The sequence below is a fragment of the Vibrio sp. 10N.261.51.A4 genome (assembly GCF_041471945.1).
Classification (GTDB): Bacteria; Pseudomonadota; Gammaproteobacteria; order Enterobacterales; family Vibrionaceae; genus Vibrio; species Vibrio crassostreae_C.
Map to the genome: position 1 here is coordinate 12,325 of NZ_JBFRPJ010000023.1, position 22,762 is coordinate 35,086.

General features: G+C 41.9%; 18 protein-coding genes. 9 read left to right on the forward strand and 9 right to left on the reverse strand.

The features are described from left to right. Nucleotides 1-110 precede the first annotated feature (110 nt). Nucleotides 111-245 carry a hypothetical protein gene (locus AB4384_RS05970; protein WP_372129062.1) on the forward strand — a complete coding sequence of 45 codons (135 nt, stop codon included), beginning with the start codon at nt 111-113 and terminating at the stop codon, nt 243-245. Between the two features lie 383 nt (nt 246-628). Here the strand turns inward: AB4384_RS05970 and AB4384_RS05975 are convergent, their stop codons facing one another. From AB4384_RS05975 to AB4384_RS05995, 5 genes are all read right to left on the reverse strand, one after another. Continuing rightward, the gene (locus AB4384_RS05975; RefSeq protein WP_372129063.1) at nt 629-1,189 is read right to left on the reverse strand and encodes a hypothetical protein; all 561 of its coding nucleotides are present in this window, start codon (nt 1,187-1,189) and stop codon (nt 629-631) included. A 310-nt stretch (nt 1,190-1,499) separates the two neighbouring features. Further along, a complete protein-coding gene (locus tag AB4384_RS05980) occupies nt 1,500-1,865 on the reverse strand; it encodes a hypothetical protein (protein WP_372129065.1) in 366 nt (121 codons plus the stop codon). Between the two features lie 661 nt (nt 1,866-2,526). Continuing rightward, nucleotides 2,527-4,689: a hypothetical protein gene (locus AB4384_RS05985; protein ID WP_050612790.1), complete on the reverse strand. Its 2,163-nt coding sequence runs from the start codon at nt 4,687-4,689 to the stop codon at nt 2,527-2,529. A 450-nt stretch (nt 4,690-5,139) separates the two neighbouring features. Next, nucleotides 5,140-5,439, reverse strand: a complete 300-nt coding sequence (locus tag AB4384_RS05990) for a hypothetical protein (RefSeq protein WP_102558269.1) — start codon at nt 5,437-5,439, stop codon at nt 5,140-5,142. A gap of 30 nt (nt 5,440-5,469) precedes the next feature. Next, on the reverse strand, nt 5,470-6,639 hold the full coding sequence (locus AB4384_RS05995; protein WP_102558270.1) for a DGQHR domain-containing protein: 1,170 nt from the start codon (nt 6,637-6,639) through the stop codon (nt 5,470-5,472). A gap of 157 nt (nt 6,640-6,796) precedes the next feature. Here AB4384_RS05995 and AB4384_RS06000 point away from each other — a divergent pair, with 157 nt between their 5' ends. The 4 genes from AB4384_RS06000 (at nt 6,797) to AB4384_RS06015 (ending at nt 12,445) form a co-directional block, all read left to right on the forward strand. Next, the gene (locus AB4384_RS06000; RefSeq protein ID WP_372129067.1) at nt 6,797-10,465 is read left to right on the forward strand and encodes a hypothetical protein; all 3,669 of its coding nucleotides are present in this window, start codon (nt 6,797-6,799) and stop codon (nt 10,463-10,465) included. Beyond that, on the forward strand, nt 10,458-10,937 hold the full coding sequence (locus tag AB4384_RS06005) for a hypothetical protein (protein WP_102558272.1): 480 nt from the start codon (nt 10,458-10,460) through the stop codon (nt 10,935-10,937). The genes AB4384_RS06000 and AB4384_RS06005 overlap by 8 nt, the downstream gene beginning before the upstream one ends. 501 nt (nt 10,938-11,438) lie before the next feature. Next, a complete protein-coding gene (locus AB4384_RS06010) occupies nt 11,439-11,987 on the forward strand; it encodes a hypothetical protein (RefSeq protein WP_102558273.1) in 549 nt (182 codons plus the stop codon). An 8-nt stretch (nt 11,988-11,995) separates the two neighbouring features. After that, nucleotides 11,996-12,445, forward strand: coding sequence for a type II toxin-antitoxin system YafO family toxin (locus AB4384_RS06015; protein ID WP_102558274.1), 450 nt, complete (start codon nt 11,996-11,998; stop codon nt 12,443-12,445). A 96-nt stretch (nt 12,446-12,541) separates the two neighbouring features. Here AB4384_RS06015 and AB4384_RS06020 read toward each other — a convergent pair whose 3' ends face one another. Beyond that, nucleotides 12,542-12,886 (reverse strand): hypothetical protein, encoded by a 345-nt coding sequence (locus AB4384_RS06020; protein WP_136987070.1) that lies wholly within the window; start codon nt 12,884-12,886, stop codon nt 12,542-12,544. A 466-nt stretch (nt 12,887-13,352) separates the two neighbouring features. Between AB4384_RS06020 and AB4384_RS06025 the strand changes: the two genes are divergently transcribed. From AB4384_RS06025 to AB4384_RS06035, 3 genes are all read left to right on the forward strand, one after another. After that, nucleotides 13,353-15,761 carry an Ig-like domain-containing protein gene (locus AB4384_RS06025; RefSeq protein ID WP_136987069.1) on the forward strand — a complete coding sequence of 803 codons (2,409 nt, stop codon included), beginning with the start codon at nt 13,353-13,355 and terminating at the stop codon, nt 15,759-15,761. Between the two features lie 312 nt (nt 15,762-16,073). Further along, a complete protein-coding gene (locus tag AB4384_RS06030) occupies nt 16,074-16,862 on the forward strand; it encodes a serine/threonine-protein kinase (protein ID WP_102305763.1) in 789 nt (262 codons plus the stop codon). Beyond that, entirely contained in the window at nt 16,862-17,599 is a 738-nt protein-coding gene (locus tag AB4384_RS06035) for a PP2C family serine/threonine-protein phosphatase (RefSeq protein ID WP_102305764.1), read from the forward strand. Before AB4384_RS06030 ends, AB4384_RS06035 begins: the two co-directional genes overlap by 1 nt. 68 nt (nt 17,600-17,667) lie before the next feature. Here the strand turns inward: AB4384_RS06035 and AB4384_RS06040 are convergent, their stop codons facing one another. After that, the gene (locus AB4384_RS06040) at nt 17,668-20,154 is read right to left on the reverse strand and encodes an Ig-like domain-containing protein (RefSeq protein WP_136987068.1); all 2,487 of its coding nucleotides are present in this window, start codon (nt 20,152-20,154) and stop codon (nt 17,668-17,670) included. A gap of 423 nt (nt 20,155-20,577) precedes the next feature. Here AB4384_RS06040 and AB4384_RS06045 point away from each other — a divergent pair, with 423 nt between their 5' ends. Further along, entirely contained in the window at nt 20,578-21,384 is an 807-nt protein-coding gene (locus tag AB4384_RS06045) for a hypothetical protein (RefSeq protein ID WP_136987067.1), read from the forward strand. Nucleotides 21,385-21,464: 80 nt separating this feature from the next. Here AB4384_RS06045 and AB4384_RS06050 read toward each other — a convergent pair whose 3' ends face one another. Further along, a complete protein-coding gene (locus AB4384_RS06050) occupies nt 21,465-22,256 on the reverse strand; it encodes a hypothetical protein (protein ID WP_372129069.1) in 792 nt (263 codons plus the stop codon). Between the two features lie 50 nt (nt 22,257-22,306). Continuing rightward, entirely contained in the window at nt 22,307-22,657 is a 351-nt protein-coding gene (locus AB4384_RS06055) for a hypothetical protein (protein WP_133150988.1), read from the reverse strand. Nucleotides 22,658-22,762 lie beyond the last annotated feature (105 nt).

The window sequence follows — 22,762 nt, forward strand, 5'->3', positions numbered from 1 at the left end:
AGCACTACTCCTGCTGAAACAGATTTTTGGACAAAAGTTTCTTAGAGTTAGCATTTCAATTGTAAAATTACGGATTACTTTTAGTATGGTAACGTCACTTTTGGGAGCGTTTGGATTTACTGGTACAGACTATTTCTTACCTTATCGCAGAGTCTGCGGTGATAGGAAATGAACAAGCTTCCGCCATCGTCTTCTCTGCCAATAACTGTATTCAATTAACTCAGCATCAAAAACTGCTGATGTAGTTCAAGTCCTTATCAAGAGTCCAGTAAGATCTCTAATTTAAGTTCTCCAATGATAACAATAATGTCCTCCTGACTAGCACGTACGGATAATGCACTTATAAGGCTATTCATTGTATCGTGACAATTACACTCTTGAGCGAGTTGGATCATTAAGTCCTTTGTATATCCGTGCATATGCGTATAGTTTGGTTTCGGATTCTTAAAGCTTCGCCGCAGCTCCTTTTCCAAAGTTTTGATTAAGTTATTCAAATGTTACTAATCTTTTATCGTTGAAAGGACTTGGATTGCTTCATTTTCAATGCCTATACTACTACTTAGTAACATGAACTTTGATAAAGTAGTTTTTCTACTATAGCCTTATAAATTTAAATCTCTATAAATCGTCAGAGTGCATCGCTTTCGTTTTTATAATCATTTTGTATTTGGACATAATTCTTTGCTTTATGCACTGCATTAGAATGATAATTCGTTGAAAAACTGACCTTGCGAGAGTTTGATAACTCGATGGAAATGGCTTTAGTTTTTTGTATTTGCTCTAAAACAAAAGCAGTGCCCTTCAGGGTTTTAACATCAATGTAGCATTTGTCGTTATACTTTGTTGCATATACTGATACTTTAACCCCATTGACACGAATTGTGTTATCCATACAAAAATGCGTTGTCAAAACGAAGAAAAAAATTGCATTATTTTTGTATAGATTAGATGTATGCTCTGTCTTTAGGTAATAGTCTTCCGACATGAGGTTTCGATACATTGTATGGGAGGAATTTGTCAATCGTTCTGGAAAATTTGCTGCTTGATAACCAACATAAACGGTCCCTTGTTCATTATGTTCCCACCTAGAAGGACTACCTGCACCGTAGCTTGCTGATGACATTAAACTAATGATTAAAAGAAAAATATAGTTTTTAGCTCGCACGACATACTCTCCAATTGATGTCATTAAAATTACTGTAGCAATATTATATGGGTACACGTAGTAGTATCTAATAAAAGCTAAAGTGTGTGGCTAATATCACAGAATGCGGACGAAGATAGAATGACACTGCTCTTCTTTTGGAGCACTTAAAGTTTGGTTGAAAGCAATGGATTGTTTTTTGTGGTCTGACTTTATCATTGGTCAAAAAGCAGGTGTCAGCGTTGGGGGTCAGTATCTTGAGAAAGATGTATGGAAGTTGAAGAGGAGGAAGGGTAAAGCTGAAGCCACAGACCTACTCCCATTCAATCCAAGACAATGGCGAATCTCGCAGTTGTCAATTGCTGTTAACAATTCGGGCCAAAGGTAACAGATCCGATTCACATTTTGCTTCTAGAGCCCACTTTTCAGCTTTCAATTCGGAGGGTAGTTTCTGCTCCATACTATGAAATACTTGAAGGGCAACTTTCTCTGGGTCTAACTCTGAGCCGAGATCAGGCCAGTAGTACAGGATGGATTGAAACGAACTTTTAGATGCTTTTAAAAGTGTAAGTGAGTCATTCTTCCAATTAGTTTTTCCTGAAATAGCTAAGGCACCAGAGCACATTGCATAGCCTATTGCGGCTTCAAACATTTTCTGTTTTGAAGGTTTAGAGTATACATTTGTACTAAAAATTGCGCTGGTGATGATAAAGATAGTCATTTTTATTTTCAATTTCTTACCTGCCAATTCATCGTTTATTGTAGTCAGTATAATTGTGCATCTATCGTTTATATTTAGCCTTAGGTTATACCCAATTTCGAGGTTGTAGGCTTCGTATTAGCTAATAAATTAAGCTTTCTTATTGTTGAACCTATTCAACAGTACAGTCAAAAAAGAAGATGATTGCGCGGTCAATCTCCATATTGATACTTACTTAAAAGTTGAAATTGCCTACGATATGGTAAGCACCCAACTCACCAGACATTACACAGATAAGAAAAGGTAAGCCAAACCACCTCAATGTGATTCATGAATCTGAGCGGCGCTGGCACGGAATGGGGCACTTCCGAGTTACGAAGTGCCATCTGTGAAGGTTCTGGACATAACTGAGCTATAGATTTCGCTAAATTAGCAGTTAACGGATTAGCCGAGGTATTACAAACCTCTAATGTAGTGGCCAAATTCATTCAGCCATTACACTCCGTAATCGTGCAAAGTCGTCTCCCTGAATAGCTAAAAAATAATAATATATTAGTCACTTACCAAGTTACCACCTAAAGCACTTTGCTCTTTAATCCTGAAGATGAGTTCGCCTCTATGTAACGCTACTGCATCATTCCCAACCATTTGCTTTGCAGTGGTAAACCATAGTCCTCTTAAATTATGAAAGACCACTTATCTCATTGTATAAGTCAATCAAGTGAGTAATCGATAAATCTAAAATTGGCTCATACATAAATGAGTTTAAGTGAATGTTTGAACACACGGTGACACTAACTTTCTTAAGTGTAGGTAAATGGTGTGAATCTGGAAATTGAGTTTCGAATTCTTTACCTAAGAGCCTGCCATAGGAAAACTGAGTACTCCAATAATCGTCTCCTTTAACTTTTCTCAATTCCTCAGTAATAAACTTCTCTGCTTTTACTCGAATTGCTATGGATAAGAGTACTTTATCTTGTAAGTTAATACCTTCATGATCAGCTTGGCTGACGATAGAGTCTGCGGTGTCAAAAAGTAAATCAATCATACAGGAATCCTGATTCTCAGGATTATGTTCAGTAGAAAAGAGCTGATTATATACCTCGAAATATTGACCAACGGTTATGTCACTAGAACCTTGCTTCCAATGCAGTAACTTTGTCAGAAGTCGATAGCCGTCATCGTCCGTACCAGTAGTAAACTCAATTAGGTTTCTAGTGAATGGCACGCATGAATATAGAATTGAGTTAGACGTTGTTACGTGTTTCTTCCACAGCCCAACAAAGATGTTTCGTACACCCTCTGATTGAACAAGTTGCAACTCTGTCTCTGATTTATTAACCATTAGACATCTTTTATCAGGGATAAATGACAGCAATAGAGAACGGTAGAAGTCGAAGTTATGGGTTAGGATTACTTGATAAAAAAACGCTGTTTTATTCAAGTCATCTAGATACTGTAAAATTGCATGCTTGTTTTTATAGTCGAAAGAATCAGCTACGTCGTCAATTATGAAGATTGTTTCTAAAGACTCCCTTTTTCTATACTCAACGTCAAAAATAAAGCTAAGTAAGTACAATGCACGGCGTTCTCCTTGGCTGAGGGAGGATATTTCATGGCGTTGGCATTCTAGAGTGTCTTCTTTGTCTGTAAATATAAACTTCAATACAGCTTTTGACTTTCCTAGAATTGCGTCAGATTGATTAAATAAACCTAACTTAAATGGCATGTCGACAAAACGAGAGTTAAAAAGTTCTATTGCATCCAGCCATTGAGGGGCTTCTTGAGCAGCTTGCTCCTCAAGTTTTTGGATCTGTTCTTTATTCGATTCCCATGCTGACAAAAAAAGATTTACTTCAGGACATTTCTCAATATACATTCGCCATAATTCTTGTTTGAACCAGTCACGTTTACCAGGATTCAAATTAACAATTAAGGTTTCAGCTTCAGTTGGACTGCTTAACTCTAAGAGAGTTTGGATTGCCTTAGATTGAGCATTTTTTGCCAATTTAGTTTTGAGAGCTTTGAGCTTTGTGTCCGTGTCTATCTCTTTGTTTACTTCTTTAATTTTTTCTTTAAATTCTTCTAGCCCAATGTCTCCGGCATCACCTTGTATTTTTATGGTATGCCCAGCGTCGAAAAAAGCGTTTTTTTCTAGAGCATCACGACTGGCGTCAGCTTGATTAGGATTAAAAACTCCTTTTAAATATAGGCCTCCACTTGATTTGAAAACATCGTCATAGCGTTCAAGAAACTCTCGTGCTTTCAATACAAACTCAGGACTGTCTAGTACTTCTATTGCGTTTTGATGAAAAACATCGGCATAAAAAACTTTATCTGATGAGAAGGTAGGTGAAATAGTTTTTGCGTTTTGCAGAGATTCGATAAGTGACTGTGCAGGGAAATCTTTACGAATCGTTTCTTCTACGTCAGCTTTTTTAAGCTTTGAAAGTTTTTGAAGTTTCGAAAGCATTTTAGTTTTAGCACTTTCAATATCTTTAACTAATGAGTCATATTTCTCTTTACTTTCCCTGTTGATCAAAAGGTTAGTGACGGATTCGTCATCAGAGGTAAGATCTATGTTTGAATTGAGGACGTAGATGGAATTCGGGTCTATCTGAGCCCCATTGAAATTAACATTTGCAGTGGAAGGGCGCTGAAACCTCTCTTCCTTAGGTTGCTTCTCTTGCCGTAAAGCATCAAATGTTCTTGTAAACGAGGTTTTCATTAATCCATTTGGAGCGTAGATGGCAAAAGCTCGATTTCCACGACCAGAAAAGTCGAAGTCATACTTTAATTCTGGAATTCCGTAACAGTTCTTCAATTGCACATTTAATATAGTCATTCATCCCCCCCTTTTTTGGTAATAAAAGTATCAATAGTTCTATAAATCAATAAATTAGAAGCAATGATATGTCATTCCATAAGTAAAGTGAAAGCTGACTTCATGATTTTGACAAGTAGACCTAATATTACGGTGGAATTTCCCCCCGTAATACAACACGGGGATTCACGGCGACCTGCATTAGAAGAATGGAGAACTTCTAGTAGGGCAAAAACCCCATGAACAGGATATGAATGAGTAAAAGGTCTAGCTTACAATGGGGCAAAAGTTTGCTACAACAAAAGACAGACTACGACAAAAAGCATCTAAAAGTTTCTAACTTTATTGTTACTTCTTGCTTTAAGTTGGCCTATTGAGTGAAATTGAGTTTTGATCTTTATTGTCAAATCTTTGCTATAGCGTCACGTAGCAATCAGCTCTGCGTAACAGAAAAGTTTCAATCTTTGTTGTTCACCGACATGAAATGCAATACAAGCACTGAACTGTTGCCCCATCCAAGTCATCTTCATCAAACAAACTGTCATCAGACAACCATTCGTCTTGCATCGCCTCTGTTATCTCTTTGGCCATAAACACAGCAAGAGTGGCGTTAGGGTATTCCGAAGCAAGGTAAGCCTTAATATGATGCTCTAGCATCGGTTCAATGGAGTGAAGCCATAGGGATTCATTGCTTGAATGAGCCATAGTTATAGCAAGTCGAGCTTGAGTCATTGCAGACGGGCAGCGATAGGCTTGTAAATTCAGTTCCATAATCTCTCTCCTTAGCGTTTATTCCAAAGGCTAAATTTCATCACACGGGTAGATACCACAGACTTTGCACAAACGTCGGCCCATCAGTTTCTCTGAACCTTTTTGCATCATATATTTCGGCTCTTTTGCATTATCTAACTGGAGCTTTTGAACAACGCCTGCTTTAGTCCACCAGCTGTCTTTCATGTTGAGTAACGGAAGTGCTTTTAAGCGCTCTAGAGCACTCCAGTCTGGTGCCGTACCATTAGACATACCTTCTTCGATGATGGAGCGACAAACCCACGCGCATCCGTAGAAATAAATGGCTTTGCTATACATAGGGTCATTCTCAGTATCTTTTTCACCTATTGGCATAGCACTGAGTACGCCCGTAAGCGCAGGCTTGAGCATGTTGAACAACTGATCTGTCATTTCAGGGTTCTTGGTGAGTAATGCATTTGTTTTCGCGGCTGTGGAAGCGCTGGCAATGCTCAAGAAATCTTGAAGCTGTTTTAAGATGAAAAGATGCCCATTGGTGAGCTTTCCACTTACCGAGATCAGATCCCATAGGGACAATTGGTTCACTTCTAAATCCAGAAATCGACGTAATAACCGGCTGTAAGGTTTGCTGCTGTCGAAGTACAGGTTCAGACTCGTCGTTGGTTTTCTCTGATTGAAGTGAAAATCACTGAATAGTTGTTTTATTTGCTCAGTCACAGGCTCTAGCGTGTCGGTATCAGAGACAAGGAATTTCACGCTCAGGGTTTGCGTCGCAAGCTCAGGCATTTCAGTTAATAAAGATTGAAATAGCTCATTACGGTTTTGACCATCGGCAATATGACGGTCACAGTCGGCAGGGATCACGGCTTTAAGCATCCTACGGTTACCTATAATGATCTCTTCTTCATCCTTTAGATGGCTTAAACAAATCGCCAGTCCGGGCAATATGGTATTTTTGCGGGTTCGAAAGTAATCTTTGAGCGGTTCGCTGCGTGATTTTTCAAGATCACGTTGACGTTTTAAGTGAGAAGGTATCTTGTCTGAACTTTCTTCATTTTTGAAATGCTCGGCTAACTCCTTGGTCAACAGAATGCCTTCGAGGGTACGAAAGCCGTACTTGTTGATTCCTTCTTCCCCGATAAAGAACACCACCTCTAGGTCTTTGCCATTAAGAGCATGATTGGGTGTGTATGGTACTGTCAAATCTGTCTTCGCGTTCATATTTTTGTCCTCACTGGATTTATCTTCAGTCTATGTAGAACAACTAACCCTGTCTATAAAATGAAAGAAAAATCTCCCATAAAACGGGGGGATAAACTTTCATTATTCTCTATGCACGTTATAGTTAAGGTATTCAAGATGACTTAGGGAATCGGACATGACTTTATTAGTATCGACAGCACAAGACGCATTAAGCAGTCAATTGTATGCCCTGCATATGGGGATTATTGATCGCTTCAATGACACGGTGAGAGAGACGCGTAGCCTGATCGAAGCTGATGAGAAGTATATTTGTCATGAAGGCTTAAGTATGGGGAAAGACAGCACATTGGTCGCACTGTGCTTGATTGAAGCTTACAAACAGAGCATTGCGGAAGGAAAAATCGAACCCTCACGTCCACTGATGATAAGCACCGTTAATCCTGGTGCAGAAGCATTGCCAATGCAGATGTACAGCGAGTATGCGGCTCCGTTCTTGAAAGCCTATGCGAAGGACTGTGGCATTAACCTTTTCTATGATGGTGTGGCTCCTGACTTTCATGAAGAGTACGCCAATCGTTACTTGTCGGCACAAAAAGTGATTCAGAATGCGTCTATGTCCGGCGACTGCACTGTAATTTTGAAGCTGATCCCTTCCGAGAAGTACATTAAAACCATGTTGAATCGATTTGAAGGTATGGAAGGTATGGAAGGCATGGAGCAGTACGCGTCGTCACCGGTTATCTCTTTTTCGGGCTCACGCGTAAAAGATGAAAGCACACGTCGTACTCGTAATATGAAGAAGCAGGGTACTGCACACAAGACCATCGATGCACTCAAGGCGGAGCTGGTGGACCAAAGTGACGTCAGTAAATTCCAACTGTACCAGTACGCTCCTATCCGAGATTGGTTAACGGATGAAGTCTTCACGGCCTTAGAGTTAGCCGGAAAGAAGCCTTTGACGAAGAACCTCCCTGGTATTCAAAATGCTATTCCAGCATTCATGTCCGACTTTGCTTTGTTGTTGGCCATCTATGGAAATGCCGCGCAAGAAGCATGTGAGATTTCAGTCGGACAAAAACATGGTGCTGGGTGTTCAGGTAAAGCTCGATATGGGTGCTTGATCTGTACTCAAGTTGGCACCATTGATAAAACACAAACCAGTTTAGCTAAACAAGACCGATGGAACATCCTCGGTCAAGAGGAAGCTTTGCGTTTACGTGATTACATGTTCCGCCTGTCTGCGAACATGAGAGCTCGTGCTTTGCATGCCAAAGGGTACGACAGTGTTGGTTTTGGCAGAATTGCACTTCAACCTAATGTGTTGAAACCTCGCTACTTGGAGAAGTTAGTCAGACTTTTTGCTCAGTTATCGATTCTTTCAGAAAACAGGGCTGCAGAGTTCCGTCAACTTATTGCCGAAGGCAAAGAGGATACACATCCCGGCATTGTAGAGATCCAAAATGATGTGACGTTGAATGCGAAAGCGAGACGTGGTTATTTGGCTATGTATAAAGCTCAAGCGGTGAATCCACAAATCAAACTATTCTCTGAACGTCACGCAGTGTACCTAAGCTATCGCTGGGGCATTGACGGTATAGCAAGCCTTCCGTTTAGACCACTTGCTATCTGGCGTGATCTTCACTTAAGACCTGAGTCATGGATTCCGTTTCCGAAAACCAATGCAGAGTGGGAAGCGGAAACGGGGAAGACCATCAAGTTAGTTGACCCGCAATATCCTCTCCCTGAAGCAGTAATGATGCCTGTGTTCAAAAAAGAGGAACCGAACCATTATGTGGCCAACCACCGTGCGCTGCTGTCGTATTGGCGACGCCCGATTGATACCTCGGATATCACTAACGAAGCAGGCTTCAACAATTGCACGCTTGAGCGTTATCCCCAACACAATACGCCAGTCAAAGTGGAAATGTCGGTTTCACATTCATTCAATGACACGCAAGTTGACGATGGCCAGTATCAGCTGAGTGCAAACATCAAAGGTGAAGTGCATCTGGTCGATATCGGGTCTGTTACCTTTGGTACGCCCGAAATGGGGAAGGTACGCATTGACGGAAAATTGGTATCGAAGTCTTTTGAGTCAGAGTATCTATCTACCACGTTCACTGAGTTGGCCACTAATCGCATCAACAATGTAATGGAAGCGATCTCCGATAAATTAGTTCAACGTGAGTTCGTAAGCTTACAATCTGCCCAGCAATTCGTGAACAAAGCCCTCGCTACTGAGTTTCCTTCAAAGAAACCGACTTTACTTACTCATTCTATCCCGTATTTAAAAAGTGCGGTGCTAGGTGTGGCGTATAACGAGAAACCGAGAAAGGTGTCAGCAAAAGCCCATTTCACAAAGCGAGTAGTACGAACTCAAAATGGTAAGCTTACGAAATCGAATACCCGCGTTAAATTCTATCCATTGTCAGTAGATTCGCGCTTACATCTTGCCCATGCCAATAAGTTAAATGGCCTTAATGTTGACTTTGGGTATGCATATGAAAAAGAAGTTAGCGTGCAAACTGAGCTCATTAACTGCCATGGAGAGCTGGTGGATGGTGCAAAAATCGCCGTCACCGAACAGTCCATAGAGATGTTTAAGAGACTGGGTGGCTTTGAACGTGCATTGGATGTACATGATTCACATTTAGCTCATGCGCTCCGTCATCGTGGCCCAGTAAGAAAGTTTATATCAACGTGTCCAGCTGAAATGTTGAATACGATGGGGGGCGTGGTCGTGTCACCTTCATATATCGCTAAGTACCGTGAACTTCTCAAGCGTACTCAATTGTTCGCAGAACTCGGCGCTTTGGACTATCAATCAATGTCTGTTGAGGAAATCCAAAAACAGCCTTGGGCTATTACCATGAAGCAACACAGGATGGATAAAGTGGGTGTACTTCGTGTTGTGCGTGAACTAAGAAATAAGCAAAGGAAGCAGGTAAAGGCGGCTTTGCATGCGGGAACGCCACATCAAGAGTCACTGCTTCAGGTTCAACAGTTGTTTAATCTTGCTCACCAATATGTGGAAGAAGGGTTTGATACGTTATCTACATCGATATTTAACGTCCAGTTTAATACTCACGAGATTAGTCACACTCAAAGGGCAGCGGCATACAAAGCATGGTTACTGCTCAATCAAGATGCGCTGTCTTCATTTAATGAATTGCAACGCATGGCGCTGACCCCATCGCAAAGAAACCAAATTTCACTGGATGCGTCTTCTTTATCCCACCTTGCTCGTGTTACTGAAAAAGCCATGAGCGATCTCAGCACTACGGCTACAGCTGCTATTCAAAAGTGGAGCCCTATGGTTCAGGCTGTTCAGTCAATACGTGAGCAAATTGAACTCGCAGAGAAATCAGGTCAAGATGAAGCACAAATTCGCGATCATCAAATTGGCTTGTATAAGTTAGCTATTGAGCAATATCACCCACAGACAGCTGGTGCATTGTTTGAACCGTCTGCGTCTCACCTACGACCTAATCTGACGAATTTCAAGTTGATGCTGGATAAGCAGCTTGAGAGAATGAGCAAGGCAATCGAGTGGTTTACTGACTTAGCAAAAGGCATTTCAGCTGAAGGGTCGACATTGAAGAGCAAAGCAGTAGCAAAAGTCGATCTCTCAACGCGTCTTAGTTACTGTGCTAATTTACCAAACACTTCACAGAAGGTGCCTGTTCCGGCGTCACTAGAACTGCCAGTAATCGTGCATGAGGACTTAATATTGGAAAGTAAGTCGGAGTCAAAGCAAAAGACTAAAAAGACCGCAAAGAGAACGAACACGTTAGAAAGCATGCTTGCATATCAAGCTAAACAAGAGGACTTCGAACATGTCTAACTATCAAATGGAAAACGACATCGCCTTAGTTGCGAATGTCTGCCATGTATCGATTACTCGTCTGAAAAATTGGTGCAAGACTTCACCTGAAAAAGCCATGCTGTTTGATACAGCGTGTACAGCTATTGAGTTACAACCGGAGACATATAAAGCGGTTCTGCAAAACGCGGTGAGTCTATCAATATCGAACCACCATGAGACTCATAGCCTTTTAGGGATACCATACAAGGTTGAGCGTCTGAGTGGGTTTGCTGTGCCTGTTAATACGCTAAGACGTTGGATGAGTGACAATCCGCATACATATATAGCCGCAGTTATCGGCATGCAGCAATTGATAATCCGCCAGCATTGCGATGCTTCTGTCTCCAAAAAGCTGTACCAAAAAATCGGTTTATGCTACTCAGAACAGTGCAGCCTCTTCGTGGCCAATGCTGACGCGGTTGGTAAACTCATTAAAGGACTAAAACTATAACGTCAACTGGCTTTATCGGTTTAGCTAACTATTTAAAGGCGAGGGTCCATCATTATCTTGGCAAGGTTTTTTGGCCACCAGCCACCAATCGAATTTACAAAACCCTCCCAGAAAACCAGAGACATTGTGGATACTTAACGTTAATATGTGATATAAATCACACTTATCGTATAATCTTAGACTTGTTTTAAGACGATATCCCTTTGATTTTCCCTAAACTATACCTAGAACCGCTCTGAATCGCTTTCTAACGTACAACGATGGTTCGGGTTAATTCCGCGATGCCATTACTGCTACTGTTGCACTAAACGCTACCTGCGCAACATATGGGCATGAGTGGTGTGATATTAATCATTATGGGCTGATTGTTAGCAATATTGAATGGTTGTAATCTGGCCTTGGACATGGATAATTCCCGTCCCGTGAAATGAGCTAGGTTTATCACCTCTCTATAATTACTCCTATAATGTTTTTGAGGTCACAATGAAGAAGAGGCTAATTATGAGTGCAAGTATTCTTGCTGCGCTCGGTGGCAATGCCAGTGCGTCAATGGGCGATACTGTTGCTAAAGCTATGGATCTTCGTCTAGAGACAATTGAGTGTAAAGATGACCAACGCCAAGTTTCGGCTGAAAGCTTAGAAATGGCTGTGTCTATTATTGCAAAACTCAACACTCAAACTAAACAGCTTAGAGAAGTTTACAGTGAGATTGAGCAATCAGATGTACCTGAGAGCTATTTTGATAAAGTAACTATCGATGAGCTGGTGGTCGCAGACGGTTATATCCGTGGTTTTGAGATGATTCTTAAAGCGCAACACGAAAGCCTAAGTCGTCGTGCAACGGCATATGAGCAACCAGCGGTTGAAACAGCAAAACAAATTCGTAAGGCTACAGCGAAGCTACGCCGTGCCGTTGGTGATTTAATGTCGATCGAACGCCAACTCCAAGTGGCTTCGATTGGTAAATATGAGACTAGCTTTGAGATGACTTCTGATAAAGTTGCAAAACTCAAAGCGGCGACACAAGCGACTGTCTCTAATTATCACTAGGGGAACGCATGAAAAACGTCACCCCATCCCCTCGATTTGAACAAGAAATCAAAGCACAAGGTTTCAATGACGTTGAAGCTTTGTGCAAAGATATCGCCCTTCACTTAAGTTACGACGATGATCTATCGGTTCAATATCTTGGCCGTGTTGCAAGTCTAGCCTATCCGACAGACGCTGAAGATGCAGGGTTGGGGCATATCCACTTGTGGGACCCGAGCAGTCCATGGTTTGACAGCGCCAAACAAGGCAAATGGAATCGAGCACGACGTCAATTCGATAGAACGAGTGACACTTGCATTGTGTATTCTAGTCATTGGGAAAATGAAGACGAAATCCTTTTACTTGGTGTAGCAAATCCTTGCCACACAGATAAGGCGAAAGGTAAATTCTCAAAGCTTTTTGATAACAATTTCATGGAATATTTTCTAGAGGAAGGGTTGAAGTTCAACGACCTGTAATCCCCCTGCCAGCTCAACATCAGCTGGCATTCATTCTATTTGGTATACCACCAATCCTTCGTGTTCATTGAACAACAAAGAGCGCCCCCTTGTTAGTTATACTTCGATTTTCAATTGTTTGTTGCGGTTCCTAGCTTTGAAATTAACCGTTTCAGAGATTTCAATAACGACCTCATCACAACGTTCATTGTGAAGTCTTGCTGGTGGAAATTTGATGGGCTTTCCTATGTTCTCAAGATACTGAAATGTATCATTTTTTATCTCAATCGCCTGTTCTGCAATAGAAGGTGAATGAACCACACCGTTACGTAGAATTTCTTCCGTTTCGCAAACCCCCAAATCAAAAGCCTCTATCAACATGCTTGCTGTTTCCCATGTTATTTCTCCGACTTCTGCCGCAGCAATCCAAGTCGAGTGATATCGAAGTATAGTTTTTTTCATATTGAGTAAAGTACTTGGTCAATCTTCCATACTGACAACGATGGAGATGGAATATATTCCTGTAGTACTGTCTGTCATTGTCGGAATTAATGTCTTTATGTTTATCCTAAAGTTTGAGCGTAAGCCTATAGACTCACAAACTACTGGGTCAAAGCCCGTTACCAGTACGACGACTGACACTGACTGATCTCGAAGCCCATCCGATTAAGTTATACGTACAATACACCTTCTCTACCTCGAAAATGAATGGCGAGACTGACGGCGTTGGTCTTTCTTGTCATTCATTTAACCAAGCCTAGCGCGGTAGCCAATCTTCTCCCTTTACCTTCAGTTACGTAAAACAATCACTGAAAATCATGCCATTAATTGGAATTTCTATGTACCACAGAAGATAACATCGGTGAGATGGCCGATGCCTTTGTTTCGACCATAGACCGCATGGCTGACTTTGAAAGGTACAGAGAAAATGAAGACCACACTAAAGCTCTCCTTAATGACAATGATTTTAGGGCTAACGAATGTTCCAATCGCTTCGGCTGCGCTAGAACAAGTTTCATTTACCGATACGAGTGGCAACCCTAAAAGCGTCGATGGCCGTGAATTGAACATGGTCAACATAAGAGACACGCTGACCCTTAAGATTTCATCTGGTTTGGATAGAAAAATTCAGGTTCGACTGCAACATGGTTCAGGTCTAGTTGAAAGTCAGTTGACCGCTGTCATAAATATCCATGATCGACTGAACATAGACGGCAAGGATTTCTACGGTAAGGAAGTGGTTCTCAGCAAGGTGCCTCAAAACGAAGGGGAGTACACCGTTGTTGTGGAATACCTAGATTTATCCAATGCAGTCGTCTCAACGGAATCTTATACATTTGTGCAAGACACGATTAAGCCGGTGATCAGTGGGCAGTTCGTTCACATTCTCAATGCATATTATGGTCACATCGATAATTTTGGGAACACAGGGACAACGAAGCAGCTTGAAGTGAGTGACATTAGTGACAACAACGGCATCTCACGAGCCAGATATTGGGTTAAGCAACCAGATGGTTCCAAGAAATACAAAGACGTTGAATATAATCTAGAAAGAAAAACCGTGATTGTGGCGGGGTCTATCGCGGCCACCACTGGTGCGGGACTTGTCCCTGCGCCCGGATATTACCAATTTGGAATCGATGTTTATGATACATCAGGTAATGTAAGTACCCTTGCTCGATCGTCACATATGGACTTTACTTGCCCAGCCACCAGCTCCAATAAGATTGAAGTACGTAACGCGCAATCTGGCGTTTGGGAATCGTACTACTCAGGTATGACGATATACAGCAACCCAGTCTCGATTAGATATGGCCGCTTACTCTCACAATTTGCTACTAATGACTCCCCTTATGGTTGGAAGAAACTCAATCATATGGTCAGCAACACAGACTCTACGTATGCGTATTACCAGCCGACCATTAACTACCCTCAAATGTATAGCTACTTCCATTTTTATACGGAATCGGGTCATTACTGTTCGACTTATCGATATCGTGATTTGAATTTCAACCTCGCTGCGGGGGTTGATATGGCACCGAAATTTACGGGGGTGTGGCACAAAACCAATTTATCAAGTGAGTGGATCACCAATGACAGACCGAAAACGAATGTTCCCTATACAATCAATGCCGTGCGAGTATTCGTTGAGCCACGTAGTTATCGACAAAAGCTCACCATAACCGCTGGCGGCTCATGCTACGTGAACCCCGGCGCGACATCATGCGATATCAGTACGAACTATATTTACGCCACAGGGCGCGGTTATATCCCATATTCTATCTATACCGCTAAAGAAGACGGCTCGATGAACATTCACGGCGGTTACTTATATACATATTGGGATTTCAATCCAATCGCCATTCGCTCTATTCATTATGACGGAGCCGCACAAAACATTACGATGCAAACGTATGATGCCGATACTGTTTTTGATTGGCGGTCTTCCATGTGGCGATATAGCTCCATTTCGGCAACGGCCAACATTGGAGCCGGTCCACAAGACATCCCTGTCTCTCATACAAATCAGATCGACTTGCAGACATACGATTTCAGCTTCGATGTGTCTGCTCTAGATGTTGAAATGAATGTGCCTTTTGTATTTAAAGTCATTGACTCGTATGGCAACGAAACCAACCGCGTTGAAACGTTCACGATTGATACTGTGAAGCCCAAGATACAGGTTATGTATTCAGGCGAAGCATTACCCGAGGTGTTGAGTGATATACGTGATCTTGAAATCCATTTGGAAGATTTCAGTGAGGCTGTGCCGACTAGTGTGCAACTGTTGGGATCTGATGCTGAAGAGAATGTCTATCTGGCGGTGCTATCTCATGGTGATGGGCTGTTTCGTGTAGCGAAGCCCAAAATATTCCCCACGCTCAATTATGAGGAAGGAGAAAGGTACAAGCTAATTATTACCGCTGAAGATGAGCAGAAGAACGTACAAAACAAAGAAATATCCTTTGGATATGAGCCAGATAACCTGATTGTTGTTGAGGCACAACCTTACGTACCTGCAAACCAAGCTTTGTATGATGTTTCATCAAATGCACTGGCTCGAATTTACACCGAAGATCCGCTCATAATTGAAGGTGGGCAACGTGCAACTGGTCCACAAACAGCGGAAATCAGTAACCGTAAGGATTCGGACTTCGCTATCTCGATTGTGGCGGATACGGGTATTGTGAATGTGTTACCAGGCGAAACCAAAGCGGTGATGGTAGATCTTGGGCCTGCAGGTGACCTCTTGGAAGTTGAAGTGTTTCCGTCTGAGCGAATGGAAGGTACGGCTCAATTTATGTTCTCTATACCGTCCCTCAGTACTATTTACTGACGATTAACAGGGCGAAGCGATTAGATATTCTCACGCGCCTTTACCGCCCCTGTTCATGCTTATGTGAACAGGGGCTTCTTCGTAATAACCGTTGATGATTTATGTTTCTGAGATATGCCTAAATGTGGGAGAGTACTAATGTCTCATACCAAGCAGAAATTATCCGAAATCAAAAAAGCGGATATCACTGCTGTAAGGTGAACTATGTAATCTCGCCCTCTTATTTAAAATGTTGTATTCTCACGGCAACTATATGATTTGTACATTAATAAACCTGTCAATAATTGATGGACAACGTTTTGAGGTCTATTCGTGTTATCTATCGCGAACTATAAATTTACAACTGTTGAACCTTTAGGCGAAGGCGGTTTTGGCTTTGTCGAAAAAATCGAGCTTGTCAGAAACTACAAAGAAGGTGAACAACCTAATCAATATGCGCGTAAGGTTTTGGCTCCAAAGAACGATCTTAAAATGTTTAAAGAACGATTTAAGCGTGAGGTTTTCAGTCAGAATAAATGTGAACACAAGTATGTCGTTGATATCTACCTCGCAGATCTAGACTGTGATTCACCTTACTTTATTATGGAACTTGCAGATTGTGACTTGGCGGATCTCATTAAAGCAAATGAACTAAGTGAGCAAGACAAACTCGATGTCATGATTATGACGTGTAAAGGTTTACAACATATTCATAGTAAAGGTTACCTACATAGAGACATCAAGCCATTTAATATTCTGAAGTTTTCACATGATAAGTACATACAATTGAACGGTGAGGTAACACCAGATGTCTTCTATAAGATTTCAGACTTTGGTTTAATTCGAAAAACCGATCCTGACCCAACATCTGAGGTTCTAACTTCTTTCGGAACCATTCTTGGTACTACGAGATACTGTGCTCCAGAATTGATGTACTCAGGCATCTACACGCATCAAACGGATATTTTTGCTTTAGGTAGAGTGTTTGAAGAGTTGGACGTTCAAGATAAACATTTGCAGAAAATAATTGCAAAATGTGCTGATTTCCAAGCACGCACTCGATATACGAATATTGATCTCGTTTTGGAAGATATAACCAACGTTGTTGAGGTTGTCGAATAATGCTAAAGCTAAAGGAATGTAGTAGTTTCACTCATGCTAAATCTGATAAAAGAGTAAACCAAGATTCGATCCTTACCCCCACTAGGTGTGATGATGGTTTTCTTTTTGCAGTGGCCGATGGAGTTGGTTCTTACAAGGGCTCTGATTTAGCTTCAATGGCTGCTGTTGAGTATTTAGAGAAGTCTCATCTGTCCAAGGCTCGTTTACTTTCTCCAGATTTATTCGAAGGTATCTTAACGAACGTTAAAGTGCTGTCTAACTATGACCCTGAATATGAAGTGGCTTCAACAACACTCACTTATGCATACGTAAATTCAACCGAAATAATAATTGGTCATATTGGCGATTGTCGAGCTTACGTAAAGCAAGGAAACAAGTTGGTCCAACTAACTAAAGATCATACTCAGCATCAAATGTTGATCGATCAGAAGTTATATACGAAGGCCCAATTGAAAAACGCAACAGGGAAAAACCTAATCACAACAGCTATATCTCAAGTTGTACCAATGAAACCTGAGTTTTTCAGCTTTAAAGTTTCTGATTACGTTGATGACCTACAGAATTTAACTATTTATCTGATGAGTGATGGCGCACATGCGTACTGGGAGGAAAACCCTAGATTCTCACCGAACACCATGAAAAATGTCACAAAATTATCTAACAGCTTATTACGTCGTATTGAACGGAAAGGCGCAAAAGACGATTATACGCTCGTTGCATGTACATTTTCTGTTTAGTTAAACAATTAAAGGAGCGTCAAGCTCCTTTTTTATTACGAACGTACTGCTCTGGACGCACCAGTACCTCAATCGATATACGCTGAACTGAGTTGCGGCAAATTAAACAGAAAATCGGCTTGTCCATTGTTGTTATCTGAAACCGGATAGACTTCGACATATAGGGGGTCACCATTGCCTAAGTCGATTACGATGTCCTTCGTTTCTCCCGGAGTGACTTCAACCCAACCGTTTTTAGTTTGAATTCGAATAGGGAAGTCCGAGGAGGCATTGTTGGTGATTTCACCCTGCTGGTCACCCGTGGCCAACATACTGTTTTCGAGTGTGAGTGCTCGCTCTGTCAGGATGATCGCCATTGGTTTACCATTTGATAAATACAGCGGTGTATTACTTTGCGACGCTAAATAGTCAATGGTGTCCATGACAATCAAGTTTTCGGGCTTGTAACTGAAACTTCTGAGTATTGAGTTGGTATTACTAAATTCGTCTGCAGCAACGACCGATAACGAATAGATTTCATTTTCATCAAGCGTGGGGAAGAGTTTAGGTAATTCGAGTTGATAGGTTTGGCTGTTTACTGTTTCTTCAATAAGTGAGTATCCAAGCTGATAGTCAATGTCATAACGAGAACCACGTAATGAGACAGTAATGTCATTGATGCTAGAGCTGTCAGAAACGGTAAAGGTCACTTTTCTCAAATCGGTCACCTGATCTGATAAAGTGCTTCCATCATAACCCATGAGTATCGATGGAGCGGTCTTGTCACTGACGTAAGTGACGGCATGTTTACGAGTGTCTGGACCGTGGCGCTCTCTTGCATAGACGTAGACTTCATGAGTCCCCTCTGGTAGCTCGGTTAGATTATATTGGCCTTCAAAAGTCGTGCTGTTGACCGTTGAGTTAAATCGCGAGACATTGAGCTTGTTTCCATCGGCATCTTGCAGTTCATATCTATCCATGTAAATCCTATTTTGGTAGCACGTATGGCATGTAAGCTCGACGCGAACCGATAAGACCTTGGTATCTTCATTAAATGAGGTTTCCTCTACAGATGGATAGTACCTATCATTGTATGATCCAACGGGGTACGTAGGGTTACTCGATAAAGTCTGGTCTTCACTACGTACAGTGAAGCTACTGTGATAATAAGCCGATCCACCAGCTGTCATTGTCCAAGGTGAGCTTAGGATAACATCACATACATCTTGCCCTGTCGGAACCGAACATGAATGCCCTGCGTGATAGGCAATTTGAGGATAACTTCTAGCATTTACAAAAAGTCGTATGCGTTCGATCTGTACTGGCAGTTCATCATTGTACACACGTCGACTCCATGACCCCCAATCTTGTGTATCCGAATAATAGTATTGCCCATATCTCGGGACAGGAGTTTGTCGGGCGCTATCTGAGAGTGTTACACTATAAAGACTTGGCCCAGTCACATTCCGGTAATGCGCTTGGTTTCGCCATGATATACCGATGGCTCCAGCGGGTGAGGTATCGACAAAATATATAAACCCGTCACCTCTGTCTGTGTATACGGCGTTAGCTCCAGAAGCCCAGATTCCCCCCGCATTGTCGAAGCTCCCAGAATCATCGCGAAAATTCCAATCTGCTACACGGTATAAGACCGTTACGGGATTGGTATCTACCTCCATGTCGCGCACATAAGGTTGAAACCCGGTTAATCCGCCAATTACATTGCTACTCCCTGGAACCAAGACACCAACAGCCTCTAGTGTGTCCGTTCGTAACGAGTCCCAATACACATCTTGATAGGCGGTATAGGTGACATTACCGGCCTTGTCCGAAATCTTTGTTCGCGTTTGGAATCGATCAATCGCATTACCAACTGGGAATAGAGTAGAGTTCGCTGAAAGGTTTATTTCAGCAGATAGTTTTGACTCAGTGTAGGCAAGGCTCTTCGATTTATATGGAATACGATTGTCTTCGGCGTCGAAGGTGAAGGTTTCCATCTCAATGTTATCAATGCCCGATGTATCGGAGACATTTTTGACTTCAACGATGGTTGAGGTATAGGAACCCATTTGAGCTGATAAATACCAGCTTCCGGCAGGCAGCATTGAGTTTACATAGCCGCCATACATGTATTTTACTGACATATCATCAGAGGCTGGTGGCGTGACATCCCTAATGATGTTCGTGGTTTCTGAATTAACCACCTCTCCATCTAGTGACAGCGTTTGCGCCTGAACGGTAAAACTGCCTTCTGAGGGAATAGAAACGTTAAGTAATGAACCGAAATACTCACTATTGAATGGAGACTGTGAATCATTGACCGTGATCACGTTACCCGTGCTGTTGGTCACAGCAACGCCGTTCTGAAGAATATTGACTCGGATGCGACGATCTAATCCCGCACTAACATGAACCCCTAATTGGCCGACGTTATTAATTAACGTGGATTCGGCAGTGTTCGTTTTTACAAGCTTGGATATGCCGAGTGTATCGGTGAACTCGAACCCCTCGATTGCTGAATGCGCTAACCCAGAAGCGGTAAGACAAATTGAAAGAAAACATAATCGAAATTTCATACTTGACCTATTTAAATCAAAGTGAATTAGATTGATGTTATCAAGAGTGACTTAACAGGAATTCAAATAAAGGAAGAAATTACGGTGATTGATTGACGATGGTGCTTTAAAAAAAAGAAAAGGGCTCGTAATGAGCCCATTCTCGCTCTTGAAACCCCTTCCAAGAGACTTGTGCTCGCAAGACCTCTCCTGCAAGACTTCAATCCGAGGATTGACCTTCTGGAACCCCTTCCAGTCGGATTTGTATGGAGGAACTAAGAATAAACTTATGTCATTCACTCGTTCAAAATTAGTATACACCAGAAAGATTAAATGTTTAGAAAAACAAACCTACTTAAAAAGTCAAAATCGCGTCGTTATTTGAAATAAAGTGTGGATCGCCCAATTAGAATGACTCTGTAACTTTACTCAAAGGACGATCCAATGAACCAATCTCCCCATCTATTCAGTTGTCTTATTGCGAGCGTCTTCGTTATTACTGGTTGTTCAAGTGAACCCGAAGATGCTGCGTATTGTCCCCCCGTAAATACTAACCACAGTCCATCTCACAAAGTTGATGGTGCCAGTGAGTATTTCAAAGCGGCGACGCCAGTGTCATTGAATGAATTTAACCTTAAGTCATACGAAGCTCCGATCATTGATGGTGAAATCCACTTGACTGATCCCAAACGCATATCGAGTCGGTACGTCTTAATGAATTTGAATCATGGGAAGGAGTCACTGTATGTCATAAGGCATGCGGCGATGGACTATTCAAGGTTAAGTGGATACGACTACGCGTTCTTAGCGGAGCATAAAGAGCATGCAACCGTAGTAACAAGTGGTGAGAAGGTGACGGTCGTTGCGTCTTCTGGGAAACCGAACTCATTCAACTACATTGAAGCGCCAATTTATAAAGAGGGATATGAGGGGCGGGTCGAATGGAAGACACAAGAGTACCTATATGGGTTGGCCACTCAATTTGATGAACTCTATATCGACACAGCGATTTCTATTGATAACAAGCCTTATGTTCTGGGTTTCGCCAAAACAAAGACAACCACAGGTGAACGGGTGGGCGTCGTTTTGTTCGACTTGAGCGATAAGGGTTCTTATAAGTACACAAGGGTTATTGAATATAAAGGTGAGAAAACGCTGACCGGCAATGCGATGTATGTGTATCAGCACGACAACGTTGTCATGGTCAGCGTGTTTGATAAAACGTTTAAGGTCGCCCATCCAAAATCATGATCCTGGTTCGTTTCCGATAGTTAACTAGCACTCTCCCCTGAAGCTCCGCGAGGAGCTTTTGTGCATAATTACCGTTGATTTTATACCTTGTCTTTAATCTCCAGTGTCTGTTGCGATATGTACATTCCGCACATACTGGAAATTGAGTTCAGTACTGTATTGGAATCCACTCCCGGAAAGTTTCTGCAGTAGACCTCTAGGGCCATTAATCCAATATGCATACTTTGTGGAAGGCTTACTGGTACGGGTCTGACCGATTTGTCCTTCTGACCTACTTGGAAAAAGACTTTCGTACCTTGGTGTTCTACGCCAAAGAATTTCGATGATTTCTCACCGCCGACACCATGATTGCTGAAACTTATCTTTTGGTAATAACCCAAACATACACCAATGAACAATGGCAGTTCGATGTCTGTGAGTTGAATCGCGACCTTATCTTTCCAGTTGTATGAGCGATCAGTTGAGTTATTACTAAGGGCAGCTTCTAAACGAATGGTATAGAAAATATTTTGCTCGCCATTTTCATCAACAATACCCTGTTGGCTCGACTTCAGCTTTTCGTCCGGCTTCACTTCTAACGCTGCTTTACCGCCATGAACTTTGTAACCATGTGCTCGGATCTGGCGCAGCGAATTCGAATCAGGCGCAGGGTTATTTGCTTTGAATGGATTGTGTTTGTTTCCTTCCTGTTGCGGGTTATTTGCTGGTGGTACAGATCGCGCTAACGCTTGGTTGTTCTGAGGTTGGTTCTGAGGTTGGTTTTGGCTTGGTCCGTTTGCAGGCATCGAATGTACGTTAGCAGTCGATGGACCATTGTTATTTTGAGGCTTCTGAATTGGACGATTGTTTGGTGAAAATGTTGACGTGTTCATAAAAGGAATCCCTGCATGACATTTAACAGGGTTATACAACTTCGCACTCGCTATTTAGATTTTGGCGAGCTTTGTTCGATGTGTGTTTCGATATCCGATAGCAATTGTTTCGTATGGACGCACAAGCGGTAGTAAACGGTGGGGGACTCATCAGCATAGGGGCTTAAAAACGTATCTGCTGAGTATCCGGTATTTTGATAGTAAGCACTACGTATGCCTTCAGTCAGAATGCGCAGAGGGATGACAGGGTAAGGGTCAATCAATGTTTGGTTGGCTTCTAATGACGACTGTAGAGCGAGTTCAGATTGCAACAGTGCTTGCTTTAATACGGCTGTTAAGTCGACCAGAGCGTTATGGGTTAAGGTTGAGTCAATCAACGTTAAAGAGTTTGTGTTTTTCATACCATCGAGTGTCTTTGATGCGTTCGATTTCATATATTAGCATTTCTTGATGTGTTGTACTTATCATTCCCAATTTTTTTAAAAGCACAGCAAATAGATCAAATA

What these genes read in the sequence shown, in the direction of transcription:
- AB4384_RS05975 (WP_372129063.1), bottom strand. Translation starts at nt 1,189, where the DNA reads ATGACATCAATTGGAGAGTATGTCGTGCGAGCTAAAAACTATATTTTT.
- AB4384_RS05980 (WP_372129065.1), bottom strand. Translation starts at nt 1,865, where the DNA reads ATGACTATCTTTATCATCACCAGCGCAATTTTTAGTACAAATGTATAC.
- AB4384_RS05985 (WP_050612790.1), bottom strand. Translation starts at nt 4,689, where the DNA reads ATGACTATATTAAATGTGCAATTGAAGAACTGTTACGGAATTCCAGAA.
- AB4384_RS05990 (WP_102558269.1), bottom strand. Translation starts at nt 5,439, where the DNA reads ATGGAACTGAATTTACAAGCCTATCGCTGCCCGTCTGCAATGACTCAA.
- AB4384_RS05995 (WP_102558270.1), bottom strand. Translation starts at nt 6,639, where the DNA reads ATGAACGCGAAGACAGATTTGACAGTACCATACACACCCAATCATGCT.
- AB4384_RS06000 (WP_372129067.1), top strand. Translation starts at nt 6,797, where the DNA reads ATGACTTTATTAGTATCGACAGCACAAGACGCATTAAGCAGTCAATTG.
- AB4384_RS06005 (WP_102558272.1), top strand. Translation starts at nt 10,458, where the DNA reads ATGTCTAACTATCAAATGGAAAACGACATCGCCTTAGTTGCGAATGTC.
- AB4384_RS06010 (WP_102558273.1), top strand. Translation starts at nt 11,439, where the DNA reads ATGAGTGCAAGTATTCTTGCTGCGCTCGGTGGCAATGCCAGTGCGTCA.
- AB4384_RS06015 (WP_102558274.1), top strand. Translation starts at nt 11,996, where the DNA reads ATGAAAAACGTCACCCCATCCCCTCGATTTGAACAAGAAATCAAAGCA.
- AB4384_RS06020 (WP_136987070.1), bottom strand. Translation starts at nt 12,886, where the DNA reads ATGAAAAAAACTATACTTCGATATCACTCGACTTGGATTGCTGCGGCA.
- AB4384_RS06025 (WP_136987069.1), top strand. Translation starts at nt 13,353, where the DNA reads ATGAAGACCACACTAAAGCTCTCCTTAATGACAATGATTTTAGGGCTA.
- AB4384_RS06035 (WP_102305764.1), top strand. Translation starts at nt 16,862, where the DNA reads ATGCTAAAGCTAAAGGAATGTAGTAGTTTCACTCATGCTAAATCTGAT.
- AB4384_RS06040 (WP_136987068.1), bottom strand. Translation starts at nt 20,154, where the DNA reads ATGAAATTTCGATTATGTTTTCTTTCAATTTGTCTTACCGCTTCTGGG.
- AB4384_RS06045 (WP_136987067.1), top strand. Translation starts at nt 20,578, where the DNA reads ATGAACCAATCTCCCCATCTATTCAGTTGTCTTATTGCGAGCGTCTTC.
- AB4384_RS06050 (WP_372129069.1), bottom strand. Translation starts at nt 22,256, where the DNA reads ATGAACACGTCAACATTTTCACCAAACAATCGTCCAATTCAGAAGCCT.
- AB4384_RS06055 (WP_133150988.1), bottom strand. Translation starts at nt 22,657, where the DNA reads ATGAAAAACACAAACTCTTTAACGTTGATTGACTCAACCTTAACCCAT.